General features: G+C 60.0%; 25 protein-coding genes and 1 riboswitch. Of the genes, 17 read left to right on the forward strand and 8 right to left on the reverse strand.

What is annotated here, in order from left to right:
• Positions 1-70: 70 nt before the first annotated feature.
• From ACPYOI_RS11540 to deoA, 7 genes are read left to right on the forward strand one after another with little or no spacing between them, the layout of a single operon-like run.
• Positions 71-1,582: an ABC transporter ATP-binding protein gene (locus ACPYOI_RS11540; RefSeq protein WP_481419919.1), complete on the forward strand. Its 1,512-nt coding sequence runs from the start codon at positions 71-73 to the stop codon at positions 1,580-1,582.
• A gap of 7 nt (positions 1,583-1,589) precedes the next feature.
• Entirely contained in the window at positions 1,590-2,693 is a 1,104-nt protein-coding gene (locus ACPYOI_RS11545; RefSeq protein WP_481419918.1) for an ABC transporter permease, read from the forward strand.
• Between the two features lie 10 nt (positions 2,694-2,703).
• Positions 2,704-3,675, forward strand: a complete 972-nt coding sequence (locus ACPYOI_RS11550; RefSeq protein WP_481419917.1) for an ABC transporter permease — start codon at positions 2,704-2,706, stop codon at positions 3,673-3,675.
• A 3-nt stretch (positions 3,676-3,678) separates the two neighbouring features.
• Positions 3,679-4,068: a cytidine deaminase gene (locus ACPYOI_RS11555; RefSeq protein WP_007827313.1), complete on the forward strand. Its 390-nt coding sequence runs from the start codon at positions 3,679-3,681 to the stop codon at positions 4,066-4,068.
• Positions 4,065-4,868, forward strand: a complete 804-nt coding sequence (locus tag ACPYOI_RS11560) for a purine-nucleoside phosphorylase (protein WP_481422881.1) — start codon at positions 4,065-4,067, stop codon at positions 4,866-4,868. The genes ACPYOI_RS11555 and ACPYOI_RS11560 overlap by 4 nt, the downstream gene beginning before the upstream one ends.
• A complete protein-coding gene (gene deoC, locus ACPYOI_RS11565) occupies positions 4,868-5,644 on the forward strand; it encodes a deoxyribose-phosphate aldolase (RefSeq protein ID WP_481420194.1) in 777 nt (258 codons plus the stop codon). The genes ACPYOI_RS11560 and deoC overlap by 1 nt, the downstream gene beginning before the upstream one ends.
• A 2-nt stretch (positions 5,645-5,646) precedes the next feature.
• Positions 5,647-6,954 (forward strand): thymidine phosphorylase, encoded by a 1,308-nt coding sequence (gene deoA / locus ACPYOI_RS11570; protein ID WP_481420193.1) that lies wholly within the window; start codon positions 5,647-5,649, stop codon positions 6,952-6,954.
• Here the strand turns inward: deoA and ACPYOI_RS11575 are convergent, their stop codons facing one another.
• The 7 genes from ACPYOI_RS11575 to ACPYOI_RS11605 all read right to left on the reverse strand — a co-directional run bounded on the left by ACPYOI_RS11575 (position 6,955) and on the right by ACPYOI_RS11605 (position 12,406).
• Positions 6,955-7,524 (reverse strand): retropepsin-like aspartic protease family protein, encoded by a 570-nt coding sequence (locus ACPYOI_RS11575; RefSeq protein WP_481422882.1) that lies wholly within the window; start codon positions 7,522-7,524, stop codon positions 6,955-6,957.
• Between the two features lie 124 nt (positions 7,525-7,648).
• The gene (gene upp, locus ACPYOI_RS11580) at positions 7,649-8,278 is read right to left on the reverse strand and encodes a uracil phosphoribosyltransferase (protein ID WP_481419287.1); all 630 of its coding nucleotides are present in this window, start codon (positions 8,276-8,278) and stop codon (positions 7,649-7,651) included.
• 108 nt (positions 8,279-8,386) lie between these two features.
• A complete protein-coding gene (locus tag ACPYOI_RS11585; RefSeq protein WP_481419286.1) occupies positions 8,387-9,355 on the reverse strand; it encodes an adenosine deaminase in 969 nt (322 codons plus the stop codon).
• Complete coding sequence (locus ACPYOI_RS11590; protein WP_481419285.1) at positions 9,352-10,572, reverse strand: phosphopentomutase; 1,221 nt, start codon at positions 10,570-10,572, stop codon at positions 9,352-9,354. The genes ACPYOI_RS11585 and ACPYOI_RS11590 overlap by 4 nt, the downstream gene beginning before the upstream one ends.
• Before the next feature lie 98 nt (positions 10,573-10,670).
• On the reverse strand, positions 10,671-11,255 hold the full coding sequence (locus ACPYOI_RS11595) for a TadE/TadG family type IV pilus assembly protein (RefSeq protein ID WP_481422883.1): 585 nt from the start codon (positions 11,253-11,255) through the stop codon (positions 10,671-10,673).
• Complete coding sequence (locus tag ACPYOI_RS11600) at positions 11,255-11,872, reverse strand: TadE/TadG family type IV pilus assembly protein (RefSeq protein WP_481419283.1); 618 nt, start codon at positions 11,870-11,872, stop codon at positions 11,255-11,257. The genes ACPYOI_RS11595 and ACPYOI_RS11600 overlap by 1 nt, the downstream gene beginning before the upstream one ends.
• Before the next feature lie 114 nt (positions 11,873-11,986).
• Positions 11,987-12,406 (reverse strand): pilus assembly protein N-terminal domain-containing protein, encoded by a 420-nt coding sequence (locus ACPYOI_RS11605; protein ID WP_481419282.1) that lies wholly within the window; start codon positions 12,404-12,406, stop codon positions 11,987-11,989.
• Between the two features lie 401 nt (positions 12,407-12,807).
• On the opposite strand from ACPYOI_RS11605, the gene ACPYOI_RS11610 reads away from it, so the two are divergent.
• The 10 genes from ACPYOI_RS11610 (at position 12,808) to ACPYOI_RS11655 (ending at position 22,392) form a co-directional block, all read left to right on the forward strand.
• Entirely contained in the window at positions 12,808-13,008 is a 201-nt protein-coding gene (locus tag ACPYOI_RS11610; protein WP_481419281.1) for a Flp family type IVb pilin, read from the forward strand.
• Between the two features lie 105 nt (positions 13,009-13,113).
• Positions 13,114-13,626, forward strand: a complete 513-nt coding sequence (locus tag ACPYOI_RS11615) for an A24 family peptidase (RefSeq protein ID WP_481419280.1) — start codon at positions 13,114-13,116, stop codon at positions 13,624-13,626.
• Positions 13,627-13,736: 110 nt separating this feature from the next.
• The gene (gene cpaB, locus ACPYOI_RS11620; protein WP_481419279.1) at positions 13,737-14,549 is read left to right on the forward strand and encodes a Flp pilus assembly protein CpaB; all 813 of its coding nucleotides are present in this window, start codon (positions 13,737-13,739) and stop codon (positions 14,547-14,549) included.
• Between the two features lie 10 nt (positions 14,550-14,559).
• Complete coding sequence (locus ACPYOI_RS11625) at positions 14,560-16,065, forward strand: type II and III secretion system protein family protein (protein ID WP_481419278.1); 1,506 nt, start codon at positions 14,560-14,562, stop codon at positions 16,063-16,065.
• Between the two features lie 44 nt (positions 16,066-16,109).
• Positions 16,110-16,811 (forward strand): CpaD family pilus assembly protein, encoded by a 702-nt coding sequence (locus ACPYOI_RS11630; RefSeq protein ID WP_481419277.1) that lies wholly within the window; start codon positions 16,110-16,112, stop codon positions 16,809-16,811.
• 14 nt (positions 16,812-16,825) lie between these two features.
• Entirely contained in the window at positions 16,826-18,106 is a 1,281-nt protein-coding gene (locus tag ACPYOI_RS11635; RefSeq protein WP_481422884.1) for a CpaE/TadZ family protein, read from the forward strand.
• 32 nt (positions 18,107-18,138) lie between these two features.
• Positions 18,139-19,614 (forward strand): TadA family conjugal transfer-associated ATPase, encoded by a 1,476-nt coding sequence (locus ACPYOI_RS11640; protein ID WP_168827941.1) that lies wholly within the window; start codon positions 18,139-18,141, stop codon positions 19,612-19,614.
• Complete coding sequence (locus tag ACPYOI_RS11645) at positions 19,614-20,621, forward strand: type II secretion system F family protein (protein WP_481419275.1); 1,008 nt, start codon at positions 19,614-19,616, stop codon at positions 20,619-20,621. Before ACPYOI_RS11640 ends, ACPYOI_RS11645 begins: the two co-directional genes overlap by 1 nt.
• A 19-nt stretch (positions 20,622-20,640) precedes the next feature.
• Complete coding sequence (locus ACPYOI_RS11650) at positions 20,641-21,627, forward strand: type II secretion system F family protein (RefSeq protein ID WP_481419274.1); 987 nt, start codon at positions 20,641-20,643, stop codon at positions 21,625-21,627.
• Positions 21,628-21,663: 36 nt separating this feature from the next.
• Positions 21,664-21,742, forward strand: a riboswitch (ZMP/ZTP riboswitch).
• A gap of 17 nt (positions 21,743-21,759) precedes the next feature.
• The gene (locus ACPYOI_RS11655; protein WP_481419273.1) at positions 21,760-22,392 is read left to right on the forward strand and encodes a LysE family translocator; all 633 of its coding nucleotides are present in this window, start codon (positions 21,760-21,762) and stop codon (positions 22,390-22,392) included.
• Positions 22,393-22,400: 8 nt separating this feature from the next.
• On the opposite strand, the gene ACPYOI_RS11660 is transcribed toward ACPYOI_RS11655, so the two are convergent.
• Positions 22,401-23,225, reverse strand: a complete 825-nt coding sequence (locus tag ACPYOI_RS11660; RefSeq protein WP_481422885.1) for a tetratricopeptide repeat protein — start codon at positions 23,223-23,225, stop codon at positions 22,401-22,403.
• Between the last annotated feature and the right edge of the window lie 6 nt (positions 23,226-23,231).

Below are 23,231 nucleotides of genomic sequence, written 5' to 3' on the forward strand. Positions count from 1 at the left end.
TCCGCCACTGAGATGGGGCGTATGGCGGCCGGTTTTTCCGCCATACGCCCTTTTCGTATTGGAGCCTGCAGTGACAGACACGCCCGCTATCGAACTTGTGGGCATCGACAAGAAGTTCGGTGCCGTTCACGCAAACAAGGACATCAATCTCACCGTCGCCAAGGGCACGATCCACGGCATCATCGGGGAAAACGGCGCCGGTAAATCGACGTTGATGTCGATCATTTATGGTTTTTACCACGCTGACGCTGGCGAAATCCGTGTCAACGGCACGCCGGTGACTATCCGCGATAGCCAGGCCGCGATCGCAGCCGGTATCGGCATGGTTCACCAGCATTTCATGCTGGTCGATAATTTTACAGTGCTAGAAAACATCATGCTCGGCGCCGAAGGCGGCGCGCTGCTGGCAAGGGGCGTTGCCTCGGCGCGGGCTGAGTTGAAGCGGCTGGAGACGGAGTATGGCCTGGAAGTGAACCCTGATGCGCTGATCGAGCAGCTCCCGGTCGGCTTGCAGCAGCGCGTCGAAATCTTGAAAGCCATGTATCGTGGCGCCGAGATCCTGATCCTGGATGAGCCGACCGGCGTCTTGACGCCGGCTGAGGCCGACCATTTGTTTCGTATCCTCAAGGTGCTGCGCGACCAGGGCAAGACGATCATTCTGATCACGCACAAGCTGCGCGAGATCATGGCCATTACCGACACCGTCTCGGTCATGCGCCGGGGCGAAATGGTAGCAACCCGCAAGACCGCGGAAACCACGGTTGAAGAGCTCGCCGAATTGATGGTGGGCCGCCGCGTGCTGCTGCGCGTTCAAAAGGGCCAGGCGACGCCAGGTGGCGTCGTGCTTTCGGTGCGCAACCTTACCGTCAAGGACAATCGCGGCGTCACCATGGTCGACAACGTCTCCTTCGATGTGCGTGGCGGTGAGATCGTCGGTATTGCCGGAGTGGCCGGCAACGGTCAGTCCGAGCTTCTGGAAGCGATCGCCGGCATCCGCAAACCGCATTCCGGCGAGATTTTCGTCGATGGCCAGCCGATCGACAAGGCCGATGCGGCGCGGTTGCGCGAACTCGGCCTTGCCCATATCCCCGAAGACCGCCACCATATGGGTCTCGTGCTCAAGTTCGAGGAATACGAGAATTCCGTCCTCGGCTATCACCGCAAGCCCGCCTACAGCAAAGGTCCGCTGCTCGATCTCGAGGCGATCCGCAAGGACGCGATGGAGAAGATTGAGAAATATGACATCCGCCCGCCGAACCCCCGTCTGAAGACAGCCAATTTCTCCGGCGGTAACCAGCAGAAGATTGTCGTTGCCCGCGAAATCGAGCGCGACCCGACGGCACTCATCATCGGCCAGCCGACGCGTGGCGTCGATATCGGCGCCATCGAATTCATTCACCGCCGTATCATCGAGATGCGCGATGCGGGCAAGGCGATCCTGCTCGTTTCCGTCGAGCTCGATGAAATCCGCGCCCTTTCAGACCGTATCCTTGTCATGTTTGCCGGCCACGTCGTCGGCGAGAAGACGCCCGATGCCGGTGAACAGACCCTCGGCCTGATGATGGCCGGCATTGCCGCGTGAGGCCTTAATGAGCACAGCTTCCGTTCCTCTTCCAAATTGGATCGCCTACGGCCTTATCCCGCTTCTGAACCTGATCGTTGCCTTTTTGATTTCGGGCTTCGTCGTCTGGCTGATCGGCGAAAGTCCGATTGCGGCCTTGTCGCTCTTGATCGAAGGCGCGCTCGGCAGCGGCGAAGGCATTGGTTTTACGCTGTATTATGCCACGAGCTTCATCTTCACCGGCCTGTCGGTAGCGGTCGCCATTCACGCCGGCCTCTTCAACATCGGCTCGGAAGGCCAGGCTTATCTCGGCGGCCTCGGTTGCGCATTGGTGGCGCTCGCGCTCGACCACTATGTCCCATGGTATGTGACAATGCCGGTGGCGGTTGTCGGTGCTGGCCTGTTTGGCGCCGCCTGGGCGTTCATTCCGGCCGTTCTCCAGGCGAAACGCGGCAGCCACATCGTCATTACCACCATCATGTTCAACTACATCGGCGCGGCGCTGATGGTTTACCTGCTGGTGCATGTGCTGATCGTGCCGGGCAAGATGGCGCCGGAAACACGCACCTTCCTCGAAGGCGGCCAACTGCCGAAGCTCGGATGGCTGATGAATCTCTTCGGTGCAAAGCTGGGTGCGGCGCCGTTCAACGTCTCCTTCCTCATTGCCCTTGTCGCGGCCTACTTCGTGTGGCTGCTCATTTGGCGCACCAAGCTGGGGTTCGAGATGCGCACGCTCGGCGTCAGCCCGACCGCGGCCTCCTACGCAGGCATCCCCTATGCCCGCACGGTGATGATCGCCATGCTGCTCTCCGGCGCGCTGGCCGGCATGATGGCGCTTAATCCAGTCATGGGGTCTTCGGCCCGCCTGCAGGTCGAGTTCGTCGGTGGCGCCGGCTTTGTCGGCATTGCCGTCTCGCTCATGGGCCGAAATCATCCGGTCGGCATTATCTTCTCGGCGATCCTGTTCGGCATCCTTTATCAGGGCGGCGACTGGATCTCCTTCGAGATGCCGAACATCACCCGCGAAATGATCCTGGTGATCCAGGGTCTCGTCATTCTCTTCGCAGGCGCCCTCGAATATATGTTCAGACCGGCGATGGTTCGCATCTATCAGCAGTTCAAGACGGTGTGAGGGGACGGCGATGGATTACTACGATATTTTCATTAGCGTTCTCTCCTCGACGATCCGCCTGTCGATTCCGCTGATCTTCACCGCGCTTGCCGGGCTCTTCTCGGAGCGGTCCGGCATTTTCGACATCGGCCTCGAGGGCAAGATGCTGGGCGCCGCCTTCGCCGCTGCCTGCGTCGCATACATCACGGACTCGGCTTGGCTTGGCCTCCTTGCAGGCATCCTCTGCTCGGTTGCACTAAGCTTGGTGCATGGTTTTGCGTCGATCACCAATCGCGGCAACCAGATCATCTCCGGCGTGGCCATCAACTTCTTCGTCGCCGGCATTACGATTGTCCTCGGGCAGGCGTGGTTCGGCCAAGGCGGGCGTACGCCACAGCTTTCTCCGGAGAGCCGCTTCGCGCCGATCACGCTTCCGGGTGCGGAGGCGATGCGGGAGGTTCCGATCATCGGTCCGCTCTATTCGAACGTGATCTCGGGCAACAACATTCTGACCTACCTCGCATTTCTGGCGGTGCCGCTTTCCTGGTGGATCCTCTACCGCACGCGCTTCGGCCTGCGGCTTCGCGCCGTCGGCGAAAATCCAGGCGCCGTCGATACGGCCGGCATCTCGGTCAGTTGGCTGCGCTATCGTTCCGTGATGTGCGCCGGCATCCTCTGCGGCTTCTCGGGCACATATCTTGCGATTGCGCAATCGGCGGCCTTCATCAAGGATATGTCGGCGGGCAAAGGCTATATCGCTCTTGCCGCGCTGGTTTTTGCAAAGTGGAAGCCGGTGCCGGTCATGTTCGCCTGCCTGCTTTTCGGCTTCCTTGATGCATTGGCGAACTTCATGCAGGGCAAGGAGGTGCCGCTGATCGGGGAAGTGCCGGTGCAGATCTTCCAGGCCTTGCCCTATATTCTCACATGCATCCTGCTTGCGGGCTTCATAGGCGTCGCCACGCCGCCGAAGGCCGGCGGAGTCCCCTATACCAAGGAGCGCTGATAGATGTCACACGACCTTTTCGAAGCCGCCCGCGGTGCCATGGCCTTTGCCCATGCGCCTTATTCGAAATTCCCGGTCGGCGCCGCGATCCGCGCTGAAGACGGCAAGGTCTACACCGGTGCCAATATCGAAAACCTCTCTTTCCCCCAGGGTTGGTGCGCCGAGCCGACGGCTATCGGCGCCATGATCATGGGCGGGGCGAAGAAGATTGTCGAAATGGCCGTGATTGCCGAGAAGCTGCCACTTTGCCCGCCCTGCGGCGGCTGCCGGCAGAAGATCTCCGAATTCGCGTCCAAGGACACGAAGATCTATCTCTGCGATGAAGCCGGCGTGAAGAAAACCATGACGATGGAAGAGCTTCTTCCCTTCAGCTTCGAGACGGAACTCGGATGAACGCCGCCATCGATCTGCTCGTAGGTAGGCTCGGCGGGCTCGTTCCGCGTCACGGCATCATTCTCGGCTCGGGTCTCGGCTCCCTCGTGGGCGAGCTGACGAATGCTGTGCGAACGCCCTATGAGGATCTGCCTGGCTTTCCTGTCAGCGCGGTCTCTGGACATGCAGGCGAAGTCGTATCTGGCCTTCTGGACGGCGTGCCCGTCATCATGCTGTCGGGCCGCGTGCATTTCTACGAACGAGGCGATGCGAATGCGATGCGGCTGCCGATCGAGGTGCTCAAGGGCCTCGGTGTGCAATCGCTCTTTCTGACCAACTCGGCAGGCTCGCTCCGCGAGGAAATGCCGCCGGGCTCAGTGATGCAGATCACTGACCACATCAATTATTCCGGCATGAATCCACTAATCGGCGAGGAAAGCGACCGTCGCTTCGTCGGCATGACGAATGCCTATGACGCTGAGCTTGCCGCTTCGATGCGCAAGGCGGCCGAGAAGCTGGACATCAAGCTCTTTCACGGCGTCTATATGTGGTTTTCCGGTCCGAGCTTCGAAACGCCCGCGGAAATCCGCATGGCTCGGATTCTCGGTGCCGATGCCGTCGGCATGTCGACCGTGCCGGAGGTCATCATCGCACGAATGCTGGGTTTGAGGGTTGCGGCAGCTTCCGTAATCACCAATTATGGGGCAGGCATGACCGGTTCCGAACTCAGCCACGAAGAAACCAAGGACATGGCGCCCGTTGGTGGCGTGAGTCTCGCCGCAATTTTGAAGGAAATCATTGCGGGTGAAGGGAAGCATTGATGAGCACTTACTCCCAGAAGGAGATGGCGGCGGTCGCGCTGTCGCTTCTTGACCTTACCAATCTAAAGGATGATTGCACCGAAGTGCAGATCGATGCGCTCTGCGCCCGTGCACAAACACCCTACGGCAATAGTGCCGCGATCTGCATCTGGCCGCGCTTTGTCGCGCACGCACGCACGGTTCTCGGCAAAGGTCATCCGGTTCGCATTGCAACGGTTGTCAATTTTCCGTCCGGCGACATGGAAGTGGCCGACGTTGCCGCCGAGACGCGCGAGGCGATCGCAGACGGCGCGGATGACATCGACGTCGTCATTCCCTACCGCAAGTTCCTGGACGGCAACGAAAAGGCAGTAACCGACATGGTAACTGCGGTTCGCGCGGAATGCACCGGGGGCGTGCTGCTGAAGGTCATCCTGGAGACGGGTGAGATCAAGGACCCGAGCCTCATCCGCCGCGCATCCGAACTTGCAATCGACGCAGGTGCGGATTTTATCAAAACGTCCACCGGCAAGGTTGCCGTCAATGCAACGCTCGAGGCTGCGGACATCATGATCCGCGCGATCCGCCAGAGCGGCCGCAAGGTGGGCTTCAAGCCCGCCGGCGGCATCGGCTCTGTCGTGGACGCTGCCCTTTATCTCAGCCTTGCGCAGACGATCATGACGCCGGATTGGCCGATGCCGTCTACCTTCCGTTTCGGTGCATCAGGCCTGCTGGATGATATCCTCGCGGTCCTTGGCGGCGCCCAATCGGCTCCCGCCAAGGCGTCGAGCTACTGAGCATGATCCCGCAGGAGATCATCCGGAAGAAGCGGAATGGCGGTGTCCTTTCCGCGGACGAAATCCAGTCCTTCATTGAGGCTCTTGCCGCCGGCCGGCTGTCCGAGGGACAGATCGGGGCTTTCGCCATGGCCGTCTGGTTCAAGGGGATGTCGCGTGAGGAAACCGTTGCGCTGACGCTCGCCATGGCGCGCTCGGGCGCCATGCTCACATGGTCCGGAATCGATCGCCGGATTGCAGACAAGCATTCTACCGGCGGCGTCGGCGACAACGTCTCGCTGATGCTGGCGCCGATTGCCGCTGCCTGCGGCCTTGCCGTGCCGATGATTTCCGGCCGCGGCCTCGGCCATACCGGCGGCACGCTCGACAAACTGGATTCCATTCCCGGCTATGGAATTACGCCGGATGCGGCGCTGTTCCGCAAGGTCGTCGAGGAAGCAGGCTGTGCCATCATCGGCCAGACAGGCTCGCTGGCACCTGCTGACGGCAAGCTCTACGCCGTGCGCGATGTAACCGCCACCGTTGATTCCATCCCGCTGATCACGGCGTCCATTCTGTCCAAGAAGCTCGCTGCCGGTCTTGAGACCCTGGTGCTCGACGTGAAAACCGGCAACGGCGCCTTCATGGCCGACCACGAGCAGGCAAAGCTCTTGGCACAGTCCCTGGTGGAAGTGGCGAACGGAGCAGGGGTTAGGACCTCCGCCTTGATCACCGACATGAACCAGCCGCTGGCGGACGCGGCGGGCAATGCCGTGGAAATATGGAACTGCCTCGGCTTCCTGACGGGGAGCAAGGCCGGAACGCGGCTCGAAGCCGTCGTTCTGGGCTTCGCAGCCGAGATGCTGGCGAGCTCCGGTATTTGTCCGTCCCTGGAAGATGGCGAAGTGAAAGCCCGCGCGGCACTGACGTCGGGCAAGGCGGCGGAGGTCTTTGGCCGCATGGTGCACATGCTCGGTGGCCCGGCGGATTTTGTCGAGAAGCCCGCAAACTATCTGGCGAAAGCGCCGATCGAAAAGCCGGTCGTGGCGAAAGAGAGCGGCTGGCTTTCAGCCTGCAATGCTCGCGAACTCGGCATGGCTGTTATCGATCTCGGCGGCGGGCGACGTCATCCGGCGGACAAGATTGACCATCGGGTGGGCTTCTCCGCTCTGCTGCCGCTCGGCACCCGTGTGGAGAAGGGTGATACGATTGCCATCGTTCATGCCGCAAGCGAAGCGGCTGCGGAAAAGGCGGCCGCCTCACTCGGCGCAAACTACCGCATCTCCGGCAACGAGCCGTATCTGCCCCCGGTGATTTCGGGTCGTATCTGATTATTGCTTCAGATTGAGCGCCCCGTCCGCGACCGAGTAGGATTGCAGTTTCTTCAGGAAGCTCATGCCGACCAGCGTCATCGAAAGCGCCTCGTCCTTGAGCACGAAAGCTTCCACGCTTCGCACACGGACGCCGCCGATTTCGACGCGATCGAGCGTGACATGTGCGGCCTTGGTCTGGCCGTTTGCCGTATTGACGGCATAGCGGAAATCGAGCTGGCCGGCGCCGTAGCCAAGACGGCGGGCGAGGCTTTCGTTCAAGGCGACATAGGTCGCGCCGGTATCGATCAAGCCCTGCACCGGCTTGCCGTTGATCTTGAAGTCGCCCCTGTAGTGCCCCTGGGCATCGGCCCGAAGCAGCATCCTTCCGCTGCCGGAAGCAGGCACGGGCGAGCGAGCTTCGGTCTGGGTCAAAGCATCGGTGTCGGAAGCGTTATCGGCGATCGGCTGCTCGCCGATTCCGTGAAGAAGGGACGGCACCTGCGTGGCGAGTGCGACGGCTATGCTCGCGAAAATGACTGTACGCATGAGCATGAAACAGAAATCCTTCCCGCGTAAACCAGGCATCATCCGGGTGCACGCTTCAAGCTGCTACGCCCTCAATCGCTGACAAGTTGCTAACGGCCATAGCAAAAAGGCCCGGATCTCTGTCCGGGCTCTGCAAGTCGTCGGATTTAGTAAAGAAAAGCTGAAGCTATTTCGTGCCGTACATGCGGTCGCCTGCATCCCCGAGACCCGGCATGATATAGCCTTTCTCGTTGAGATGGCTGTCGATCGCGGCGGTGAAGACCTGAACATCGGGATGTGCCGAGCGGAAATTCTTGATGCCTTCCGGGGCGGCCAGCAGGCAGAGGAAGCGGATATTGTGCGCGCCGCGCTCCTTCAGCTTGTCGATTGCGGCAATCGAGGAATTGCCCGTCGCCAGCATCGGGTCGACGACGATGATCAGGCGTTGTGCAACGTCGTCCGGTGCCTTGAAGTAATATTCCACGGGCTGCAGCGTTTCGTGGTCGCGATAGACGCCGATGTGGGAGACGCGAGCTGAAGGGACGAGATCGAGCATGCCTTCGAGCAGCCCGTTGCCGGCACGTAGGATCGACGCGAAGACCAGCTTCTTGCCTTCCAGGATCGGCGATTCCATGGTCTGAAGCGGCGTCTCGATGGTTTCCATCGTCAGCTCGAGATCACGCGTCACCTCGTAGCATAGCAGGGTCGAGATTTCCCGGAGCAGCCGGCGGAAGCTGCCCGTCGATGTCTCCTTGCGCCGCATGATGGTGAGTTTGTGCTGCACAAGCGGGTGGTCGATGACGGTGACGCCTTCCATGGCCGAGCCTCTCTTTAATTGTTCTTATAAGACGTTTCTTTCATGGAAATCGCCTCAACTGCAAGAGTGGAGGCGATTTTCACGTCACGATCCCCAGGCTCGGGCGGCTCAAAGCCGGGCGAGCAGCGCTATACGGGTTGCTTCGTCGACGAAAGCCGCCTCGATGGCAGTCCGCGTCAGCGCGTTGATTTCGCTGTCGTTGAAGCCGAAGGCATCAGAAGCAAGCTCATATTCCCGCTTCAGCGAGGTATGGAAAAAGGGCGGATCGTCGGAACTGATCGTCACCCGGACGCCGGTTTCCTTGAGCTTGCGGAGCGGATGCGCAGCGAAATCGGGGAAGACGTTCAGGGCAATATTGGAGCCCGGGCAGACCTCGAGAACAGTCCCGAGATCGGCAAGCCGCCTCACAAGCTCGGCATCTTCGATGGCGCGAACGCCGTGGCCGATGCGCGACGGCCGCACGACGTCCAGCGCGTCGGAAACGCTGAAGGCGCCGCAGACCTCACCGGCGTGGATCGTCAGACCGAGCCCGGCGTCGCGAGCGATATCAAAGGCACGGGCATAGTCGGCCACACGGCCCATGCGCTCCTCGCCAGCCAGGTTGAAGCCGGTGATCAGCGGATTGCCGGCTTTGACGGCATATTCCGCCGCACCGATCACGCTCTCAGGCCCGAAATGCCGTTCACCGGTCACGATCAGCCGCGCTTCGATGCCGCTCTTCTCCTTCGCCCGGCGAATACCTTCGCACACGCCGGCAATATAGGCGTCCGCGCCGAGCCCGATGCGCTTTCCATGGTCCGGCGAAACGATGAGCTCGCTATAAATCGTGCCGATCTCGGCAAGCTCCTGCAGATAGGTTTCGGTCAACAGCGCGTAGTCCTCGTCAGTCTTATAGACCTCGGAGACTTTGTCGTAGCATTCGAGAAAGCTTGCAAAATCATGCCAGACATAGGCACCGCCGCGGAGATAGGCGCTGATGTCGATATTGTACTTGCGGGCCTGCGCTTCCGTCAGCGCCGGCGGCGCGGCACCCTCGAGATGACAGTGCAGCTCGGCCTTCTTCAGATGCAATGTCATAGAAAGCTTCTCCCATGCGGTCCGGCGGCGATGCCGAGATGCCGAGCGACTGTCTCGCCGATGTCGGCATAGGTGCTGCGAATGCCGATATTGCGTGACTTCAACCCCGGGCCATAAGCGATGATCGGCACGCGCTCGCGCGTATGATCCGTGCCGCGCCAGGTCGGGTCGCAGCCATGGTCGGCCGTGAGGATGACAAGATCGCCGGGTGTAAGCTTGCGGTGGACGTCCGGCAGCCGCGCATCGAAGGCTTCGAGCGCGGCGGCATAACCTGGAACGTCACGGCGATGGCCATAGACCATGTCGAAGTCAACAAAGTTCGTGAAAACGAGGTCGCCGTCTTGGGCCTCTTCCATCGCGGCAAGAGAAGCGTCCATCAATGCGTCGTTGCCGTTGGCCTTGATTACTCTTGAGACGCCTTGATGCGCGAAAATATCACCGATCTTGCCGACGGCGTGAACCTTGCGGCCCTCCTTGACGAGCCGGTCAAGCAGCGTTGGCTCTGGTGGCGGCACGGAAAAATCCCGGCGATTGCCAGTGCGCTCAAAGGTCGAGGAGGTTTCGCCGACGAAGGGGCGGGCAATGACCCGGCCGATATTGTAATGGTCGAGAAGCGCGCGGGCGATGCGGCAGAAACTCAGCAGACGGTCCAGGCCGAAATGCGTCTCGTGTGCTGCAACCTGGAAGACAGAGTCCGCCGATGTATAGCAGATCGGCTTGCCGGTGCGGATGTGCTCCTCGCCGAAACGGGCGATGATTTCCGTGCCCGAGGCATGGCAGTTGCCGAGAATTCCCGGAAGCTCCGCCGCGCTGCAGAGCGCCTCGATAAACTGTGGGGGAAAGGCGTCTCCCTCTGCGGGGAAATATCCCCAATCGAATGTCACCGGCGTTCCGGCGATTTCCCAATGCCCCGACGGCGTGTCCTTGCCGCGGGAGACTTCATTGGCGCAGCCGTGGATGCCGTAAACCTTCTCCGGAATCGGCATGCCATCCGGAAAGCGCCCGGTCGCGGTCTTCGCGATCTGCATCAGCCCGAGCGCCGACATGTTGGGAAGAGAAAGCGGACCGGAGCGCAAGCCTGCCCTATCGGCGGCCCCGGCTGCACAAAACTCCGCAATATGGCCAAGCGTATTTGAGCCGTCGTCGCCATAGGCAACCGCATCCAGGCCCCCACCGACGCCGAAGGAATCAAGGACAAAAAGAAATGCACGCGCCATCTTCAACCATCACGCTGAGCGGCTGAAGAGCCGCAGTCTCGGCGAGGCATACAGCGCGATCGCATTCTTGGCAAATTTCGGGGAAGGGAATGCCGCGATCAGCAATCGCCGCAGGTGACGTCCTTGCCTTGCCGCTCCCGGTAATAATAGGTTCGGCGTATGGTGATCTGCTGCATATTGCTGGGAAGGAAGCTCGGTCCAAACGCGAGCAGCTTGTAGGGAATGCTGAGGTCGGCCCGCACGAGAAAGCTATCCGCTTTTTGCAGCTCGGCGGGGATTCCGCTAACAGGGGAATTTGCAGCATAGGGCGCGGCCGCCGCGTCGTTTGCCCAGGACCAAAGAACCTTGGCGTTGGCACCGGTGTCGATATCGATGCCGGTCAATTCGATCTGAATGTCGGTTGTATCGAAAGGAACGAAGATCCCGTCGGCAACCGAGGCTATGTCCGTCAGCGAGCTTTTGGTGACATTCTCCTGTTGCGTGACGAGATCCGCAATCGAGCCGGCGGCGCGGCTGGCGCGTTTGCTGACACTCAGCCCAAGCGTGGTCTCGAAGGCACCGATATAGAGCATCACCAGGACGGGAAAGAGGATGGCGAATTCGATTGCGCCAACGCCGCTGCGGTCATGCCCGAGGTGGACGAGCTTCGCTTTCAGCCGCATCAGGATTCCGGTCGCGGCCATCAATATTTCTCGTTCTCGAAGGCTGCGGTCGCGACGATAAGGTAGTCATTCAGCCTTGCGCCGGTCGTCGTCTTGTATGGGGTAATATACGGCCTGATAAGGTCGGTGATGATCTGCCAGTGATAATAGGCGCGCACCATATTGATCGAGCCGGAGCCGCCCGGTGAATACTGCAGCGCCGATGTATCGAGGCCAGTCGCATTCATCGGAATCGTATCCGGAATATCGGAAAACTTGCTGAACGTGCGGACATCGAGCCAGAGCTTGTTCGGCGTCGTGATCTCGTCTTCGGAACACTGGATGAGGATCGAGACCTCGCCGCAAAACTCCCGCCGGAAGGCCGTCTGATCCATGTAGGTCGGCTGTCCGGCGACATTGGTAATCTGTCCGGTCCGCATCTTTCGGCTCATGGTATCGACGGCATTGGATACAAGTTGCTCTGCGGCGAACGCCACAAAAGTTTCCAGGATTGCGAAGATCACCATGAAATAAGGAATTGCGAGCAGCGCGAATTCGATCGCTGTCGACCCGTCGCGCGAGCGCGCAAATGACTTCCATCGGCTCTGCTTGGCCGGCTGCGTGCAGGCTCCGTCTGCCTGGTGATCATTAGCCGCCATCGCGCCATCCGGAAGAAGGGTTCATGCAGCAATTGTAGAGCGCGTTTGTTGATTTTCCGTTTCAGGCTGGGGCTACAATTTAACGGATGATGACGGGCCCAGCTCGTGCGCGGATCAGCCGCCGGCAGCGGCATCTGCCGTATTATTCTGCTGGGTGTGCTGTTCGCAGTTCGGCGTGCAGGAGAGGACGGAGCGATCGGTCTGGCGGTAGACGCGCACCGTGTTGCCTTCGTCGATCGAGACAAGAACCGTCTCGTCGAGTATCGCGTTGCCGTCGGCGTCAAGCAGGACGATATTGGTTGTCCCGAAACTGCGGCCGGTAAGCACGATCGTCTTCGCGTCGGCAACCGTCGCGTCGGCAACCTTGGCGTTGCCGATAATCACTTTGCTGGCTGGCCGGTCGAGCTTCAGTACACGCGCATGATCCATGTACACGCGCAGCACGTCTTCTTCGGCGCGCAATGGAGCCTGAAGCCCGCAAAGCCCGAACATCGCGGCTGAAAAAAATGCAATAGTCTTGCCGCCCGATGGCATATCGCTCTCTTGATTAGAATCCGGCAGAATTTTGAAACAGGATGGAAAAAAATGGTAAATGAAGCTTTAAGAATTATTCAAAGTGATCGATAGCATTACGCTTTTATCCAAAATGGATCGGATGAGGACGTCCTCTCGGTCGCGATGTTTTCAAGTGGCACAATTGATGTAGCATTTCAGCGCACCTTGGAGGCGCAGCGATTTATAAGTTCTCTCGCATCCGGTAAAATTGAATATAAAGGAGTAATGCCATGCTTACCATTCGTTTTTTTACTTTAGCATTTACGAACTGCTAACCCTTTTCCTTAAGCCGATTGAAACGGCGCCCCGTTAGGTTGTGGCAATCCGATCAACGGTAACAGTTGGCGGACGTGCTGAACCTCAACTGGAGTGGAGTAACCATGACCAAGCTTTTTAGCCGTTTTCTGAAGGACGAATCCGGCGCGACTGCAATTGAATACGGCCTGATTGCAGCGCTCATTTCTGTGGCGCTCATCGCGGGTGCCAGTGCTCTCGGCAACACCCTGAACGCCACGTTCCAGAACCTGTCGACGACGATGAATACTGCTACAGACGGCAGTTCGGTCCAAGATCTCCAATAAGATCGTCTTCGATACTTAGTGGAAGAGGCGCAGAGATGCGCCTCGGCCGGCTAGGCTTACCTTTGATGGTAGGCCTTTCTTGCTTTTTGAGGAGCAGGATTTGAAATGATCGCAGCATCCATCTTCGTGGTTTTTCCACTTTGCCTCGCTGTCGCTGCGTTGTCGGATCTGGTCACGATGACGATACCGAACCGCGTATCCCTGATTCTCGTCATTTCATTTCTCATCATCGCGCCGCTTACCGGCATGGCAATTCCCGTGATCGGCATGCATCTAGCCGCGGGACTCGCTGTCTTCTGCGGCTGCTTTGCGCTCTTTGCCTTGAATGTGATGGGTGGAGGGGACGCCAAACTTCTCTCGGCCGCTGCGCTCTGGTTTGGCTTCAATCAAAGCCTGATACTATTCCTTTGCTGCGTCGGCGTGATCGGCGGCTTGCTGACATTTGCTATTCTGATGATCCGCTCGCAAACCAATGTAATCCTTGCTATCGGCCTGCCGCTGCCCAACTCGCTCCTACTGGCGAAGAAAATTCCTTACGGCATCGCCATCGCCATCGGCGGCTTTACGGCGTTCCCCTATTCGCCGATGCTGATTCATGCGCTTGAAACGCTGAAATAACGGCGACTTAAACGTGCATTAACTTAAAATGTAAGTGTTACGTTAACCATAATTACACCAATTCCGGAGCATTCTTCGGGGTGAGCGTGCTGCTTGCCGAGGACTGAAGAATGAAACCCGCCCGTTTGATGATACTTTCAGTGGCCGTCGTTGCCGCTGGCCTCGCCGGTTTTCTGGCGATGAAGCTTGCCGGGCGGGGTGGCGTCGTCACGCAGGTGAAGTCGGTCGTCGAAAAAGAGCCCACGGCCAATGTGCTTGTCTCGAGTGCTAATCTGCCCGTAGGCGCCCGCATTGACGACAAGGCCGTGCATTGGATGCCCTGGCCGCGCGACGGCGTTGTTCAGGGCTTTATCACCGAAGCCGACAAGCCCGACGCGATCAAGGACATGAAGGGTGCGGTGGTACGCCTACCGATCTTCGAAGGCGAGCCGATCCGGCCGGAAAAACTCGCCGATTCAAACAGCCGCATCCTTTCGGCCCTTTTGCCCGCTGGCAAACGCGCTGTCGCCACGGAAATCTCGGTCGCGACCGGCGCCGGCGGCTTCATCCTTCCGAACGATCGTGTCGATGTCATCATGGTCCGCAAAGCGCAGGGAAGCGACAAGTTCCTGACCGAGACCGTGCTGAGCAATGTCCGCGTTCTCGCCATCGATCAGCAGATTCAAGAAAAGGACGATGGTTCCAAGGCTGTCGTGGGCACCACGGCAACCCTCGAACTGACGCCCGATCAAACCAAGGTCCTGGCAGTTGCCCAGCAGATGGCAGACAAGCTGTCGCTCGCGCTGCGTTCCGTGGCCGATGCACAGGAGCAGGACACGAGTGCCGCCGATTATCTCCTGAGCGGAGACAATGGAAGCGCCCTGGTGCAGGTCATCAAGTCTGGTTCGATCGTGACAGACACCAGTGCGCCAAAGGCCGAGTGAGGGGAAATCTATGGTGAATACAATGCGGCGCGCTAGACATTTCCTCTCCGGCGCCATCACGCTGACGATGGTTATTTCGGGGCTGACGCCACCCGCCTTCGCGCCACTCCTCGGCGCGGGAATTGCCCATGCGGAATCGGAAGGCGTCATTCGTATCTCTCAGACCGGCCCCGGTGCCCACCGCCGCCTCAAGCTCGGCCTCAACAAGGCGCTCGTCGTCGATCTGCCAGAGGACGCGCATGACATTCTCGTCTCCGATCCGTCGATGGCCGACGCGGTGACGCGCACATCGCGCCGCATCTATCTCTTCGGCAAGAAGGTCGGCCAAACGAACATCTTCATCTTCGGAAGCGACGGCCAGGAGGTCGTGAGCCTCGATATCGAAATCGAGCGCGATGTCTCGGGCCTCGAAGCGAATCTCAGGCGCTTCATTGTCGATTCCAACATCAATGTCGAAATCGTATCTGACAACATCGTGTTGACCGGCACGGTTCGCACCCCGCAGGATGCCAAGCAGGCCGCAGACCTTGCACAGGCGTTTCTGACGGGCGGTGAGGCAACCACGCGAACGGAGACGGCCGCCAGCTCCGCGCAGCAGGGCGATGTCGCGATCTTTGCCGAAGCCCGCCAGCAATCCCAGGTCGTCAATCTGCTGCAGATTCAGGGCGAAGATCAGGTCACGCTGAAGGTGACGATTGCCGAAGTCCGCCGCGAAATCCTCAAGCAGCTCGGCTTCGACAATCTCGTATCGAATTCCTCGGGCATGACCGTAGCGCAGCTCGGCTCGCCTATAGCGAATGGCTCCACTGCGACACTCGGCGGAGGACTTGCAGCGCTGTTCAAGACCGCAATCGGTAAGTACGACATATCGACCTATCTCAGCGCTCTTGAGCAGGCGAAGGTCGTCAAGACCTTGGCCGAACCTACTTTGACCGCTATTTCCGGCCAGGCCGCCACCTTCAATTCCGGCGGCCAGGTTCTCTACTCGACCACCGACAATGACGGCAACGTCACCATCGTTCCCTACAACTACGGCATCAATCTGGCCTTCAAGCCGGTGGTTCTGTCCTCGGGCCGCATCAGCCTTGAAATCAAGACCAATGTGTCCGAGCCGGCACCATCCGTGTCGGGGTCGCAGCCGACCTACCAGCGCCGCTCGGCCGAGACCTCCGTGGAGCTTCCGTCCGGCGGCTCGATCGCGCTCGCCGGCCTGATCAGGGACAACGTTTCGCAGACATCGAACGGCACGCCGGGCGTCAACAAGATCCCGATTCTAGGTACGTTGTTCCGCCAGCGGACGGTGGAGCGCGACGAGACCGAACTCGTCATCATCGCGACCCCCTATCTCGTCCGCCCTGTCGCTCGCAATGAACTCAATCGGCCGGATGACAATTTCAGTCCCGAGAACGACGCTCAGGCCTTCTTAATGAACCGGGTGAACAAGATCTACGGACGGCCCGAGGCACCGATCGTCGATGCGCAATTCCACGGTTCCATCGGATTTATCTACAAGTGAACGGGGCGGGGTCGAAAACGATGCAACGATATGATGAACAGCCCATGGCTCAACGCAAAAAGGCCGCGTTACGATGGGCCATGCTTGGTGCCGCCGCATTTGCAGGGGCAATGCTCTCCGGCTGCGCGGCGCCGCGCGATAATCTGACTACGGGAGGCATTCCCGACGACTACCGTCAACGCCACCCAATCGTGGTGGCTGAGGCCGAACAGACAGTTGATATCCCGGTTGCCTCGACCGATCGGCGTCTGACGATTGCGCAGCGCGACGTGATCCGCGGCTTTGCGGCCAATTACCTGTCCCGGGCGTCCGGCCCAGTTTATGTCATGACACCACAAGGCTCCGCGAATTCGGCGGCCGCAAGTCAGTTGCGAAGCCAGGTTCGCGCTGAGCTCTCCCACAGAGGGGTACCGAGCTCGAAGATCGTCAACGCGAGCTATGCTGCAACTGTTCCCGGCGATGCAGCGCCTATCCGGCTCAGTTTCGTCGGTATGACGGCCATTACCTCGAAGTGCGGCGAATGGCCAAAGGACATCGGTGGCGGCTTCGATTTCGACAATCAGAATTATTACAACTTCGGCTGCGCCACCCAAAACAACCTAGCCGCACAGATCGCCAATCCTGAAGACCTTATTGCGCCGCGGGGCATGACGCCAATCGACGCCGCCCGCCGCAACAATGCGATCGAAGAGTACCGAACCACCTCAACTACCATCGAGGACGTCGGCGGAAGTTCCTCGTTCTGACGGAAGACGAACCTATGAGCCCCATCGAATACGAGATCAAGAACACTGCAGAGCTGCAGCACGTCGAAGACGCCGTGCGCATGGGCGAGCTTGAGAACATGCGGCCGCTGCCGCGTATTTCCGTGCACGCGTTCTGCGAGAGCGAGGCACTTCAGCGGGCCATGGAGCGCTGTGGCAACGACCGGCGCATGTCGAAGGTCAGCCTGCGGATTACCAGTGGCGGCGTTGCGGCGGCCGCGAATATGTTCTCTAGCGCCCCGACGCCCAATCTGCTCATTCTTGAGACGAAGGCGAATGCGGCAAGCCTCCTTTCGGAGCTCGCGCCGCTTGCCGCCGTTTGCGATCCGAGCACCAAGGTCATTGTCATCGGCTATTACAATGACATCGCGCTCTATCGCGAGCTGATCCGCAACGGCATTTCCGAATACATGGTTCAGCCGGTGGCGATGCCTGACATCATGATGGCGATGGCTGCGATCTTCGTCGATCCAGATGCCGAACCACTTGGCCGCAGCATTGCCTTCATCGGTTCCAAGGGAGGCGCCGGTGCCTCGACGATCGCCCACAATTGCGCATTCGGCATTTCCAATCTCTTCTCGACCGAGACGATCCTTGCCGATCTCGATCTGCCTTACGGTACCGCAAACATCGATTTCGACCAGGACCCGACCCAAGGGATCGCCGAAGCCGTCTTTGCTCCTGATCGGCTGGACGAGGTCTTTCTCGACCGCCTTCTGACGAAATGTTCGGAACACCTGTCACTGCTCGCCGCGCCGTCGCTTCTTGATCGCGCCTATGACTTTGATGGCCAGGCGTTTCAACCGGTTCTTGAGGTTCTGCAGCGCAGCGCGCCAGTTGCGGTGCTCGATGTTCCGCATGCCTGGTCGGAATGGACGCGTTCGGTTCTGGCGTCAGTGGACGAGGTGGTCATCTGCGCCGTTCCCGATCTTGCAAACTTGCGCAACGCAAAGAACATGCTCGATGCGCTCCGCAAGCTGCGCCCGAACGACAAGTCGCCGCATCTCGTCCTCAACCAGGTCGGCATGCCGAAGCGTCCGGAAATTGCGCCGTCCGATTTCTGCGAACCGCTCGAGATCGAGCCGATCGCGATCATTCCCTTCGATATCGGCCTCTTCGGCAATGCCGCCAATAGTGGCCGCATGATCTCGGAAATCGACCCGAAGTCGCCGACGGCTGAGACCTTCTCGCAGCTGGCACACATCGTTACCGGCCGGGTGACCATGAAGAAGCCGAAGCGCGGTGGTCTGATGGGGCTGCTGAAGCGCGCCAAGTAAGAGACGAAAACGAGTAGATTGGATTTTGTGGCATGTTCGGAAAACGTGGAAACGAAGGCTTCGGAAAGGGTGGCGCCACAAGCGCGCCGCCATTGCCGGCCGCCCCGGCGGCTCCCGCTTCTGTACCCGCCGTGCTGGTCGAGCCGGCAAAGGAGCCGGGCCGCTACCAGGTGACGCCACCGCCGATGCAGACACCGCAGCGCAGGCGCCTAACCCGCACTGACGAATATTATGACACTAAGGCGCAGGTCTTCTCGGCGCTTATCGACACGATCGACCTGTCGCAGCTCGCCAAGCTCGATGCCGAAAGCGCACGCGAGGAAATTCGCGATATCGTCAACGATATCATCACGATCAAGAACTTCGCGATGCCGATTTCCGAGCAGGAGGAGCTGCTCGAAGACATTTGCAACGACGTTCTCGGCTACGGCCCGCTGGAGCCGCTGCTCGCGCGTGACGACATCGCCGACATCATGGTCAACGGCGCCGGCCAGACCTTCATCGAAGTCGGCGGCAAGACGATCGAATCGGAAATCCGCTTCCGCGATAACGGCCAGCTCCTTTCCATCTGCCAGCGCATCGTCAGCCAAGTCGGCCGCCGTGTCGATGAATCGAGCCCGATATGCGACGCCCGCCTTCCCGACGGCTCGCGTGTCAACGTCATCGCCCCGCCGCTCGCAATCGACGGTCCGGCGCTTACCATCCGTAAATTCAAGAAGGACAAGCTGACGCTCGATCAGCTCGTCCGCTTCGGCGCGATCACCCCGGAAGGCGCGACGTTGCTGCAGATCATCGGCCGTGTTCGTTGCAACGTCGTTATCTCCGGCGGCACCGGCTCGGGCAAGACGACGCTCCTGAACTGCCTGACGAACTACATCGACAGGGACGAGCGCGTCATCACCTGCGAGGACACCGCGGAACTACAGCTGCAACAGCCGCATGTCGTGCGCCTGGAAACGCGGCCGCCGAATATCGAAGGCGAAGGCGAAATCACCATGCGTGACCTCGTCAAGAACTGCCTTCGCATGCGTCCCGAACGCATCATCGTCGGCGAAGTGCGCGGACCGGAGGTCTTCGACCTACTGCAGGCGATGAACACCGGCCACGATGGCTCGATGGGAACCATTCACTCCAACTCGCCGCGCGAGTGCTTGAGCCGTATCGAATCGATGATCGCCATGGGCGGCTACAGTCTCCCGGCAAAAACGGTTCGCGAGATCATCGCCGGTTCGATCGACGTCATCATCCAAGCCGCGCGCCTCCGCGACGGGTCGCGGCGCATCACGGCCATCACGGAGGTGATCGGCATGGAAGGCGACGTCATCATCACGCAGGATCTGATGCGCTACGAGATCGAAGGCGAAGACGCAGCCGGCCGTCTGATCGGCCGTCATATGTCGACGGGCATCGGCAAGCCGCATTTCTGGGATCGCGCGCGCTACTACAACGAGGAGAAGCGCCTCGCGTCTGCGCTGGACGCGATGGAAGCAAATTCAAAGGAAATCTGATGTTCGGTTTCGATCCGATCGTGCTCGCCATCATCACGCTTGCAGCAGTCGCTGCGGGCGCGGTTTGCTATGGTCTGCTCTTCAGCCGGATGGAGACTGAGAAGAAGGCTGCCAACCGCCTGAACCGCGTGACTTCGGCAGAAACGGACCGAGTGAAGGTCAAGGCCGCGCACGATCGCGTCCAGGAAATGTCAAAACGCCGCAAATCGGTGCAGGACAACCTCAAGGATCTCGAGAAGCGCCAGCAGGAAAATACAAAGCGGAAGCTTTCCCTGAAGTCCCGGCTGATTCAGGCGGGCTTTATGATCTCGCCTGCCAAATTCTACATGTTCAGCGCTGCGTTTGGCCTGTTTCTGATGCTCATCGCCTTGCTCGCCGGGGCGCCCTTGCTGGTCGTTCTTGCAGTTCCGGTCGTCGCCGGTCTCGGCCTGCCGCGCTGGGTCCTGGGTTTCCTGATCAAGCGCCGCCAGAACAAGTTTCTCGATGAATTTCCAAACGCGCTGGACGTCATCGTGCGTTCGATCAAATCCGGCTTGCCGCTGAACGACGCTATCAGGTTGATTGCAAACGAGGGTCGTGACCCGGTGAAAACCGAATTTCGCCGCATCGTCGAATCGCAGCAGGTCGGTCTCAGCGTTCCTGACGCCTGCGCGCGCATGACCAATTACATGCCGTTGCAGGAAGTGAGCTTCTTCGCGATCGTTATCGCCATCCAGTCGCAGGCGGGCGGCAACCTTTCCGAAGCGATCGGCAACCTGTCGAAGGTTCTCCGTGACCGCAAAAAGATGAAGGCAAAGGTCAAAGCACTTTCGATGGAAGCCAAGGCTTCTGCCGTGATTATCGGCGCCCTTCCTTTCATCGTGGCGACCCTCGTCTATCTGACGTCGCCGCAATACATGATCATCCTGTTCACCGATCCGCGCGGACACCTGATCATGGGTGCTTCCGCCGTATGGATGTCCATCGGCATCTTCGTCATGCGCAACATGGTCAATTTCGACATCTAACCGGAGAGAGACGCGCGCCATGTCATCGGATCTTGCAGCGAAATTGACCGACCCGGCCATGCTGCTCGCGGTCCTGATCGCTATTGCGGTCTTTGCGACCTTCTACACCATCGCGATTCCCTTCTTCGAACGCGGCGACCTGAACAAGCGAATGCGGGCCGTTTCGACGGAGCGCGATCAGATCCGGGCGCGCGAGCGCGCCCGCATGAACTCCGAGGCCGTTGCAAACAAGGCCTCGCTGCGCACGCAGAACAATCGCTCCGTTCGCCAGATCGTCGAGCGCTTCAATCTTCGCAGAGCGCTGGTCGATGAAAACACGATGAACAAGCTGCGTGCAGCGGGCTATCGCTCGGAAAACGCGCTGAACACCTTCCTCGTGGCCCGCTTCCTCCTGCCGTTCGTCTTCCTGGCCGTTGCTGCCTTCTGGATTTTCGGTCTCGGACATCTTGCTGAAAAGCCGCTTCCCATCCGCCTGCTTGCGACGATCGGAACGGGTTATCTCGGGTTCTATGCACCGAATATCTTTATCTCCAACCGCATGTCGAAGCGGCAGCACTCGATCAAGCGCGCCTGGCCGGATGCGCTCGACCTGATGCTGATCTGCGTCGAATCCGGCATTTCGATCGAAGCGGCGATGCGCCGCGTGTCGGAAGAACTCGGCGAGCAGTCACCGCCGCTTGCCGAAGAAATGGTACTGACGACAGCCGAGCTTTCCTTCCTGCCCGACCGCCGGCAGGCGCTCGAAAACCTCGGCACGCGCACGCAGATCGATCTCGTGCGTTCGGTCACCCAGGCGCTCATCCAGGCCGATCGTTACGGCACGCCGATCTCGCAGGCGTTGCGCGTTCTCGCACAGGAAGGCCGTGACGAGCGCATGAACGAGGCAGAGAAGAAGGCGGCCGCCCTGCCGCCCAAGCTGACCGTGCCGATGATCCTGTTTTTCCTTCCCGTTCTGGTTGCCGTCATCCTTGGCCCCGCAGGCATACAGGTTGCAGATCGCTTCTGATGCCTGCTTGCGGGCGAGGCGAAAAGCAGCTAGCCATAGCTTCCGCGTGACTGGCGAATGAGATGGAAAACCATCGGGAAGCGCGGTTGAGCCGCCGCTCGCCTGGGCACCTTCAGTCAACAAGGAGCTCCCATGTCTTCAGCCGCTATTCTTGCCAGTATCTTTGCAGCCATGTTGGTCGGCGCAATGAGCCCCGGTCCAAGCTTCGTCGTCGTGTCCCGGATCGCCATCTCCCGTTCGCGCCTGGATGGGCTGGCGGCCGCCGCCGGCATGGGTGTCGGCGGCATTGTCTTCAGCGTGCTTGCGCTGGCCGGATTGACCGCCTTGCTGACGCAGTTCGCCTGGCTCTATCTGGTGCTGAAACTCGCAGGCGGCGCCTATCTCGTCTATATCGCCTGCCGCATCTGGCGAGGCGCAAAGGAGCCTTTGGAGGTGTCGGGTACTGTTGAGGGCCGTTCGTCGATCCGGCGAAGCTTCTCGACGGCGCTTTTGACGCAGCTCAGCAACCCGAAGACCATCATCGTCTACGCCAGCATCTTTGCGGCGTTTCTCCCCAAGAGCATTCCGCTCGCAGTCATCGTGGGCCTGCCGATCGGTATCTTCGCGATCGAGTTCGGTTGGTACGCGATCGTGGCCATGGCGTTTTCAGCCCGCCGCCCGCGGCAGGTCTATCTCTCGGCCAAGCGCTGGATCGATCGCTCTGCCGGTCTCGTCATGGGCGGGCTCGGCCTGCGCCTGATCTTCTCCGGCGCGGCTCTTCGGTAGCTCCGGGATCAGTTCGTGCTGCTCGCGGGCTGGCCATCCTTGGCAGCAAGCTTCTGCCATGAATTTTGCTGCGAAAGCATCGAACGCAGATAGGCAGCATTCGCATCTGCCTGTTGCGGCGAAAGCTCGCGCCGGGCGATCTGCTCGGCTTCGGCGAACCGTCCCTGTAGGCCGACGGCAAGAGCGAGGTTCTGTCGGACCCGGCTATCGGCACCAGGCTGGCTCGCTGCCTCCTTGAGATAAGTTTCGGCGGTCCTGAGATCGCTGGTCAGAAGATAGGACATGCCGAGGTTCGAAAGCACTGACGGCTCGTTCGGCAGGATGTCCAGCGCATCGCGATACCGCGCCCGGGCATCGGCGGGCTTGCCCAGCTGGTCGAGGATCGCGCCCTGGGCGGAAATCAGCTTCCAGTCGGGCCGATCCGGGGTTTGCGCACGGCCGATTGTATCGAGCGCCTGTTGAAGCTGACCGGTGGCTGCCTGGGCCTTGCCGTAGGCGGCAAGAACATTGCGGTCATTGGGATTGGAAATCGCGACCTGCTGCATGACGGCAAGTGCCTGTGCATCGCGTCCCTGCATGCGCAGCAGATTGGCGTAGTTGACGCCGTTCACCGGATCGCGGGGATTTCGTTCGTAAGCCTGGCCGAGTCGCTCGGTAGCCGTGCGAAGCTCGTTCGCATCCATGGATTCGATCGGCTTTGACAGCTGCGGCACCGAACCCGTCGTCATCTTGTCCTTGGTGGTCGTGCAACCCGCGAGCGCGGCGGCCACGAGCGCCGCCGTGGCGCACTGCAGAATACGGTTCTTGAACGGGGTGGCCGCGGTGAGGTGCATTGCGCT

Source organism: Rhizobium sp. SVR5-2C (assembly GCF_056755115.1).

What these genes read in the sequence shown, in the direction of transcription:
- ACPYOI_RS11545 (WP_481419918.1), top strand. Translation starts at nt 1,590, where the DNA reads ATGAGCACAGCTTCCGTTCCTCTTCCAAATTGGATCGCCTACGGCCTT.
- ACPYOI_RS11550 (WP_481419917.1), top strand. Translation starts at nt 2,704, where the DNA reads ATGGATTACTACGATATTTTCATTAGCGTTCTCTCCTCGACGATCCGC.
- ACPYOI_RS11555 (WP_007827313.1), top strand. Translation starts at nt 3,679, where the DNA reads ATGTCACACGACCTTTTCGAAGCCGCCCGCGGTGCCATGGCCTTTGCC.
- ACPYOI_RS11560 (WP_481422881.1), top strand. Translation starts at nt 4,065, where the DNA reads ATGAACGCCGCCATCGATCTGCTCGTAGGTAGGCTCGGCGGGCTCGTT.
- deoC (WP_481420194.1), top strand. Translation starts at nt 4,868, where the DNA reads ATGAGCACTTACTCCCAGAAGGAGATGGCGGCGGTCGCGCTGTCGCTT.
- deoA (WP_481420193.1), top strand. Translation starts at nt 5,647, where the DNA reads ATGATCCCGCAGGAGATCATCCGGAAGAAGCGGAATGGCGGTGTCCTT.
- ACPYOI_RS11575 (WP_481422882.1), bottom strand. Translation starts at nt 7,524, where the DNA reads ATGATGCCTGGTTTACGCGGGAAGGATTTCTGTTTCATGCTCATGCGT.
- upp (WP_481419287.1), bottom strand. Translation starts at nt 8,278, where the DNA reads ATGGAAGGCGTCACCGTCATCGACCACCCGCTTGTGCAGCACAAACTC.
- ACPYOI_RS11585 (WP_481419286.1), bottom strand. Translation starts at nt 9,355, where the DNA reads ATGACATTGCATCTGAAGAAGGCCGAGCTGCACTGTCATCTCGAGGGT.
- ACPYOI_RS11590 (WP_481419285.1), bottom strand. Translation starts at nt 10,572, where the DNA reads ATGGCGCGTGCATTTCTTTTTGTCCTTGATTCCTTCGGCGTCGGTGGG.
- ACPYOI_RS11595 (WP_481422883.1), bottom strand. Translation starts at nt 11,255, where the DNA reads ATGGCCGCGACCGGAATCCTGATGCGGCTGAAAGCGAAGCTCGTCCAC.
- ACPYOI_RS11600 (WP_481419283.1), bottom strand. Translation starts at nt 11,872, where the DNA reads ATGGCGGCTAATGATCACCAGGCAGACGGAGCCTGCACGCAGCCGGCC.
- ACPYOI_RS11605 (WP_481419282.1), bottom strand. Translation starts at nt 12,406, where the DNA reads ATGCCATCGGGCGGCAAGACTATTGCATTTTTTTCAGCCGCGATGTTC.
- ACPYOI_RS11610 (WP_481419281.1), top strand. Translation starts at nt 12,808, where the DNA reads ATGACCAAGCTTTTTAGCCGTTTTCTGAAGGACGAATCCGGCGCGACT.
- ACPYOI_RS11615 (WP_481419280.1), top strand. Translation starts at nt 13,114, where the DNA reads ATGATCGCAGCATCCATCTTCGTGGTTTTTCCACTTTGCCTCGCTGTC.
- cpaB (WP_481419279.1), top strand. Translation starts at nt 13,737, where the DNA reads ATGAAACCCGCCCGTTTGATGATACTTTCAGTGGCCGTCGTTGCCGCT.
- ACPYOI_RS11625 (WP_481419278.1), top strand. Translation starts at nt 14,560, where the DNA reads ATGGTGAATACAATGCGGCGCGCTAGACATTTCCTCTCCGGCGCCATC.
- ACPYOI_RS11630 (WP_481419277.1), top strand. Translation starts at nt 16,110, where the DNA reads ATGGCTCAACGCAAAAAGGCCGCGTTACGATGGGCCATGCTTGGTGCC.
- ACPYOI_RS11635 (WP_481422884.1), top strand. Translation starts at nt 16,826, where the DNA reads ATGAGCCCCATCGAATACGAGATCAAGAACACTGCAGAGCTGCAGCAC.
- ACPYOI_RS11640 (WP_168827941.1), top strand. Translation starts at nt 18,139, where the DNA reads ATGTTCGGAAAACGTGGAAACGAAGGCTTCGGAAAGGGTGGCGCCACA.
- ACPYOI_RS11645 (WP_481419275.1), top strand. Translation starts at nt 19,614, where the DNA reads ATGTTCGGTTTCGATCCGATCGTGCTCGCCATCATCACGCTTGCAGCA.
- ACPYOI_RS11650 (WP_481419274.1), top strand. Translation starts at nt 20,641, where the DNA reads ATGTCATCGGATCTTGCAGCGAAATTGACCGACCCGGCCATGCTGCTC.
- ACPYOI_RS11655 (WP_481419273.1), top strand. Translation starts at nt 21,760, where the DNA reads ATGTCTTCAGCCGCTATTCTTGCCAGTATCTTTGCAGCCATGTTGGTC.
- ACPYOI_RS11660 (WP_481422885.1), bottom strand. Translation starts at nt 23,225, where the DNA reads ATGCACCTCACCGCGGCCACCCCGTTCAAGAACCGTATTCTGCAGTGC.